The 6,286-nt window shown below is 74.7% G+C and carries 7 protein-coding genes; 1 reads left to right on the top strand and 6 read right to left on the bottom strand.

The window, feature by feature from the left end:
* The 3 genes from ACPCUX_RS16340 to fdxA all read right to left on the bottom strand — a co-directional run.
* The coding region (locus tag ACPCUX_RS16340) for a citrate synthase (protein WP_423389178.1) at nt 1-1,286 on the bottom strand (1,286 nt) is incomplete at its 3' end.
* Between the two features lie 115 nt (nt 1,287-1,401).
* Entirely contained in the window at nt 1,402-2,544 is a 1,143-nt protein-coding gene (gene dapC, locus ACPCUX_RS16335; RefSeq protein WP_423389177.1) for a succinyldiaminopimelate transaminase, read from the bottom strand.
* Between the two features lie 19 nt (nt 2,545-2,563).
* A complete protein-coding gene (gene fdxA / locus ACPCUX_RS16330; protein ID WP_024841122.1) occupies nt 2,564-2,881 on the bottom strand; it encodes a ferredoxin in 318 nt (105 codons plus the stop codon).
* Between the two features lie 154 nt (nt 2,882-3,035).
* On the opposite strand from fdxA, the gene ACPCUX_RS16325 reads away from it, so the two are divergent.
* The gene (locus tag ACPCUX_RS16325) at nt 3,036-3,338 is read left to right on the top strand and encodes a hypothetical protein (RefSeq protein ID WP_423389176.1); all 303 of its coding nucleotides are present in this window, start codon (nt 3,036-3,038) and stop codon (nt 3,336-3,338) included.
* A gap of 97 nt (nt 3,339-3,435) precedes the next feature.
* On the opposite strand, the gene ACPCUX_RS16320 is transcribed toward ACPCUX_RS16325, so the two are convergent.
* Genes ACPCUX_RS16320 through ACPCUX_RS16310 form a run of 3 tightly spaced genes read right to left on the bottom strand, consistent with a single transcriptional unit; the run spans nt 3,436 to nt 6,277 of the window.
* The gene (locus ACPCUX_RS16320) at nt 3,436-4,437 is read right to left on the bottom strand and encodes a prephenate dehydrogenase (RefSeq protein ID WP_423389175.1); all 1,002 of its coding nucleotides are present in this window, start codon (nt 4,435-4,437) and stop codon (nt 3,436-3,438) included.
* Nucleotides 4,434-5,381, bottom strand: a complete 948-nt coding sequence (locus ACPCUX_RS16315) for a prephenate dehydratase (protein WP_253705820.1) — start codon at nt 5,379-5,381, stop codon at nt 4,434-4,436. Before ACPCUX_RS16315 ends, ACPCUX_RS16320 begins: the two co-directional genes overlap by 4 nt.
* Nucleotides 5,378-6,277, bottom strand: a complete 900-nt coding sequence (locus ACPCUX_RS16310) for a hypothetical protein (protein ID WP_086151501.1) — start codon at nt 6,275-6,277, stop codon at nt 5,378-5,380. The genes ACPCUX_RS16315 and ACPCUX_RS16310 overlap by 4 nt, the downstream gene beginning before the upstream one ends.
* Between the last annotated feature and the right edge of the window lie 9 nt (nt 6,278-6,286).

The following is a 6,286-nucleotide window of genomic DNA, read 5'->3' as shown; positions in this document are numbered from 1 at the left end:
ACGGCGACGTAGTCGCGCTCGGTCTCGCCGACGTAGACCTGGCGCGGGCGGCCGATCTTGGTCTGCGGGTCCTTCATCATCTCGCGCCACTGCGCGATCCAGCCGGGCATGCGGCCCAGCGCGAAGAGCGGCGTGAACATGGCGGGCGAGAAGCCCATGGCCTTGTAGATGAGGCCCGTGTAGAAGTCCACGTTGGGGTAGAGCTTGCGCTCGATGAAGTAGTCGTCGTTGAGCGCGATCTCCTCGAGGCCCATGGCGATGTCGAGGAGCTGGTCCTTCTTGCCGAGGGTGGAGAGCACGGCGTCGGCCGACTTCTTGACGATCGCCGCGCGCGGGTCGTAGTTCTTGTAGACCCGGTGGCCGAAGCCCATGAGGCGGACGCCGTCCTCCTTGTTCTTCACCTTCTTCATGAAGGTGTCGACGTCGTACTCCGCGCCCGCGATCTTGTCGAGCATGGTGAGCACCGACTCGTTCGCGCCGCCGTGCAGCGGGCCCGAGAGCGCGTTGACCCCGGCCGCGACGGACGCGTAGAGGTTCGCGTGCGAGGACCCGACGACGCGGACCGTGGAGGTCGAGCAGTTCTGCTCGTGGTCGGCGTGCAGGATGAGCAGCTTGTCGAGCGCGTCGACCACGACCGGGTCGGCCTCGTACTGCTGGTACGGCGTCGCGAACGTCATGCGCAGGAAGTCGTCGACGTACCCGCGCGAGTAGTCCGGGTAGAGCAGCGGCTCGCCGACGCGGCGGCGGTGCAGGTACGACGTGATGGTGCGCGACTTCGCGAGGAGCAGGACCGTCGCGAGCTCGACCGTCTCGTCGTCGAACGGGTCGAGGGACTCGGGGTAGAACGTGGACAGCGCGTTGATCGCGGACGACAGCACCGCCATGGGGTGCGCGTTGCGCGGGAACGTGCCCATGAACGTGCGGAAGTCCTCGTGCACGAGCGTGTGCCGGTTGACGCGCTCCACGAAGGCGTCGAGCGTCGCGGCGTCGGGAAGCTCGCCGTGGATGAGGAGGTACGCGACCTCGAGGAAGCTCGACCGCTCGGCGAGCTGCTCGATCGGGTAGCCGCGGTACCGGAGGATGCCGGCCTCGCCGTCGATGTACGTGATGCTCGACTCGCACGACGCGGTGTTCATGAAGCCGGGGTCGACGGTCACGAGGCCGGTCGACTTGAGCAAGGAGGACACGACGATGCCGTCGTTGCCCTCGGTCGCCGCGACCACGGGCAGGTCCTGCGCCTGGTCGTCGACGAGGAGGCGGACCTTCGCCTGCTGAGTGGTGGTCATGGTTCCCTTCCTGCTGCTGCTCGCGCCGTTGCCGCGCGGTCGACCGTACCCCGCCCCACCCGCACGTGACCAATCAGGAACCGTCACGAGAACACCACACCCGCTGTGATCCAGGTCACGCCAGCGGGAGGCCTCCGGAGAGTCGAGCCGCGGCCTCGTGGACCCGCTCGTCGGTCGCGGTGAGGGCGACGCGCACGTGCCCCGCGCCCTCCGTCCCGTAGAACGCCCCGGGCCCGACGAGGATGCCCCGGTCCGCGAGGGCGGAGACCGTCAGCCAGCAGTCGCCGGCCGCCTCGTCGGCGGGCCGCGTCCACAGGTAGAGGCCCGCCTCGGAGTGGTCGACCACGAGGCCCGCGCCGGTGAGGGCGTCGACGAGCACCTCGCGGCGGCGTGCGTAGACGTCCCGCTGCGCGGCGACGTGCGCGTCGTCGGACAGGGCCGCGACCATCGCGGCCTGGACCGGCGCGGGGACGATCATGCCGAGGTGCTTGCGCGTCGCGAGCAGGTCCGCGACGAGCGCCGCGTCCCCGGCCACGAACGCCGCGCGGTAGCCCGCCATGCTCGACTGCTTGGAGAGCGAGTAGGTGACGAGCAGGCCGTCGTGCGACCCGCCGCACACCGCCGGGTCGAGCAGGCTCGGGACACCGGTCGTCGTGAAGGGCTCGGTCCACGCGAGCTCCGCGTAGCACTCGTCGCTCGCGACGACCGCACCGATCTCGCGGGCCGCGGCGACGACGCGCGCGAGGTGCGCGGCATCGAGCACCCGGCCCGTCGGGTTGCTCGGCGAGTTGACCCAGACCAGGCGCACGTCGTCGCGCCCGGCCCACGCGTCGACGTCGTCCGTCGCGAGGGGCGTCGCGCCCGCGAGGCGCGCGCCGACGTCGTAGGTGGGGTACGCCGTCCGCGGGTGCACGACGACGTCGCCCGGCCCGAGCCGCAGGAGCGAGGGCAGCAGCCCGACGAGCTCCTTGCTCCCGACGGTGGGGAGCACGGCGTCGGGGTCGAGGCCGGGGACGCCGCGACGGCGGGCGAACCACGCGGAGACCGCCTCGCGCAGTGCGGGCGTCCCGTGCGTCGTCGGGTAGCCGTGCGCGTCGGACGCGGCGGCGAGCGCGTCGCGCACCACGGCGGGGGTCGGGTCCACCGGCGTGCCGATGGAGAGGTCGACCACGCCGCGGGGGTGCGCTCGCGCGCGCTCCGCGTACGGGGTCAGCGTGTCCCAGGGATAGGCGAGACCGGAGAGGTCGGCGAGTCCCACGAGCGCCGGCGCCGAGGGCTCAGGCCTGCGGCGGCAGGGCGGCGATCATCGGGTCGTCCTTCTCGATGAGACCCATCTTCGCGGCACCGCCGGGCGAGCCGAGGTCGTCGAAGAACTCGACGTTGGCGCGGTAGTAGTCGCTCCACTCCGTCGGCACGTCGTCCTCGTAGTAGATCGCCTCGACGGGGCAGACCGGCTCGCACGCGCCGCAGTCGACGCACTCGTCCGGGTGGATGTAGAGCGACCGCTTGCCCTCGTAGATGCAGTCGACAGGACATTCCTCGATGCACGCCTTGTCCTTGACGTCCACGCACGGCTGGGCGATCACGTAAGTCACGACCGAGTACCTTTCTGGGTTCGTCCGGACCCGGCCCGGCGAGGGGCGAGGTCATGACAGGGACATGCACGACTAGTATCGCTCAGGTCGGGCGGTGCCCGACCCTCTCTGACCAGCCCGTGGACGAACGTCACACGACCCGAGGAGCCGCCGCGTGCCCGACTCGCCCTGGACGAGGTGGGCGCCGGGGACGCGGGTCGTCGTCCGCCGCAGGCTCTCGCCCGACGACGCGGCCGTCGCGGGCAAGCCCCTCACCGACGTGATCGGGGTGGTCGTGGAGACCACCGCGACCACGCTCGTGCTGCGCGAGGACGCGGGCGGCAGCGCCCCGCCGCACCGCGGCCACGGCCCGCGCGACGACGCCCCTCCCCTGGTCTCCGTGCCGCTCGACGCGATCGTGGCCGGCAAGCCGGTCCCGCCGCGGCCACCGCGACGGCCCGCGTCGCGCCCGGACTGACGACCGGGCCCGACGGACGACCGGTCGACGGGGCCTCGCGACGGGGCCCGGCGACGACGTGACCCGCCCCGGGCGACGCCGGGACCGCGGTCGCACCTCAGGCGACGACGACCGCCCGGTCCTCGACGTCCACGACGGCGGCGCCGCGGGCCCCCGCGGCGGTGAGCGTCTCGCGCCAGGTGCCCGCGTCGTCGAGGTCGACGCGCACGGGCTCGCCGGTGCCGCCCGTGGCGGCGCGCACCGGGTCGGGCCGGTCGAAGAACTCGCCCACGGGCGCGTTGGTCTCCAGCGCGCGCACGAGCTGCTCGAGGTCGCGCACGACGACGCGCAGCGCGGACGCGACCCACGCGGCGTTGTCCGTGACCATGGCCTCCGTCCGGCGCGGGTCGGTGCGCCCCACGCGCGTCGCGTCGCGGAAGCTGCCCGCGGCGAGACCCAGCGCGACGTCGCGCACGGGCGCGTCGGCGACGACGCCCAGGAGCTCGGTGGCCAGGACGTGCGGGACGTGGCTGACCAGCGCGGTGGACTCGTCGTGGACGTCGTCGGTGAGCACGTGCACCGTGCCGCCGAGCGGACCCGTGACGAGCCGCAGCACGGTCGTGAACGCGTCCGGTCGCGTGGTCGCGTCCACCGTCAGGGCCCAGCGCGCGCCCGCGAGCATCGCGGGGTCCGACGCCTCGAAGCCCGAGTGCTCGGTCCCGGCCATGGGGTGCGCCCCGACGTACCGGGCGTCGAGCCCGGCGGACCGGACGGCGTCGCGCACCGCGCCCTTGACGCTCCCGACGTCCGTCACGACCGTCGCGCCCCGCACGTGCCGGGCGACGTCGGCCGCCACCGCCCGCATGGCGCGCAGCGGCACGGCGAGCACGAGGACGTCCGGCTCGTCGGCGCAGACCTCCGCGACGTCGCCGACCACGCGCAGGCCGGCGGCGCGCGCCGCCGCGCGCGTGGTCGCCGTGGCGTCGTAGCCGGTCACCTCGACGCCGCGGTCGTGCAGGAGCCGGGCGACCGAGCCCCCGACGAGACCGAGGCCGACGACGCCGACCCGGACCGCCGCGCGGGGCGCGCCCGGCTCCGGCGCGGCGCCCGCGGCGGTCACCACAGCAGCCCCGTCGCGAGGCCCGCCGCGCCGGTCGACGCGTCGACGCTCCCGACCGGCACGTGCGCGGCGTCGACGTCGGCCCGCGCCGACTCGTCGAGCTCGCCGCGCGCCGGGACGACCCCGAGCGTCTTGAGCGCGTCCCCGGCCCGGACGAGGTCCTCCAGGACCGCACGCACCGGCGCGTCCCAGGGCGCGCCGTCGACCACGAGGACGAACGCGTAGGTGCCCGCGACGGCCTTGAGCGGTCGGGTGATGAGGCTCGACAGGTTGACGCGCCGTGCGCCGAAGGATTGCGTGATGCGGGCGAGCACCCCGGGGCCCGTGACGACGGGCGTGACCGCGAGCATCGTGCGCCACGTCGTCTCGCCGCTGCTGCGCGCGCGGCCGAGCGCCGCGGCGGCCTCCGCACGCGGTGCCAGCACGAGGAACCGCGTGCGCGCGCCCGCGAAGTCCTCGACCGCGCGCTCGACCGTCTCCAGGCCGTAGAGCTCACCGCAGATCGTCGGGCCGAGGGCGACCTGGTGCGGCCCGGCGTCGCGGCACGCCGCGGCGTTCGACGACGCCGCGACCGGGACGAGGCCCGTCCGGCGCACGAAGCCCTGGCACTGCGCGAGGCCGTGCGGGTGCGCCGTGACCTCGGTGAGGTCGCCGTGGCCCGGGCGCGCGAACGCGTCGAACGAGATGTCGAGCACGACCTCGTCGACCGCGACGACGCTCGCGCTCCCGACGATCGCGTCGAGCGAGGGCACGACGTACCCCTCGACCGTGTTCTCGATCGCGACGACGCCCCGCTCGTGCTCGCCCGCGGCCACGCCCGCGAAGACGTCCGCGACGGTCTCGCGGGCCGCGAGCCCGGCACCCACCGGGCCGTGCTCGGCCGACCACGCGGCCGCCGCCTGGTGGGTGAACGACCCCTCGGGGCCGAGGTACCCGACGCTCACGCGTGGACGGGGTCGGGGGCGGTCGCCCAGCGCGGCTCGAGCGCGTCCGGGCCGGGCACGAACTCCTGCCCGGGCAGGACCGCGAGCACCCGGTGCGCGACGCCCCGCTCCCCGAACCCCGTGACGAGGGCGTCGAGCGTCGTCGCGTCGGGGCACGAGAACGCGCAGAAGAAGATGTGCGGGCCCGCCTGCGAGCGGTGGCTGCGCAGGTGCTGCAGGTCGATCCCGGCCGCGGCGACGAGCGCGAGCGTCTCCTGGAGCGAGCCGCGGTGGTCGTCCCGGGGCCCGAACGCGAGCCACACCTGGGCGACGCCCTCCGCCCGCGGCGCCGCGTCGCGGCTCTCCAGCAGCCCGTACCAGACGGGCGCGCCCTCGCCGAGGAGCTCGCTCCCCGGGAGCTCGGCATAGCCGAGCGCGGCGAGCGGCCCGTGGGCCACCGAGCGCTCCACGACGAGGCTGCCGTCGGCGCCGGCGAGCGCGACCCGCTCCTCCAGCGTGGTGCGGGTCGGGACGAGCGACGGGCTGACGCCCATCGTGCGCAGCACGTGGCGCCGGTCGCGCATGCCCGCCTCGTCGACCACCACGTGCCCCGTCAGGTCGCGGGCCGCCGTCGACCGGCCGACCCAGACCCACTGCGACGGCACCGCCGACGCGCCGGTCAGCACGAGCGACGGCGGCGCCGCGAGCAGCGCGCGCTCGAGCTCGTGCGACGGCTGTGCCGGGTGGCCCAGGTGCACGACGGCGGCCAGCGCGTCGATGCTCGCGACGGTCGACAGCGTCGCCGTCGTCGACCCGAGGTCGAGCAGCGCCTCCGTCGGGTCGCCGTCGACCCATCCCGCCGCCGTGGCCGCGAGCAGCGCCTGCGCTCCCGACTCCCGTTCGCTGCGTCCGAGCATGGGACCTCC

The sequence above is a fragment of the Cellulosimicrobium sp. AB352 genome, from assembly GCF_049538415.1.
Taxonomy (GTDB): domain Bacteria; phylum Actinomycetota; class Actinomycetes; order Actinomycetales; family Cellulomonadaceae; genus Cellulosimicrobium; species Cellulosimicrobium funkei.
Note: the sequence above shows the minus strand (reverse complement) of the source record. Positions and strands in the feature narration are given on the sequence as shown.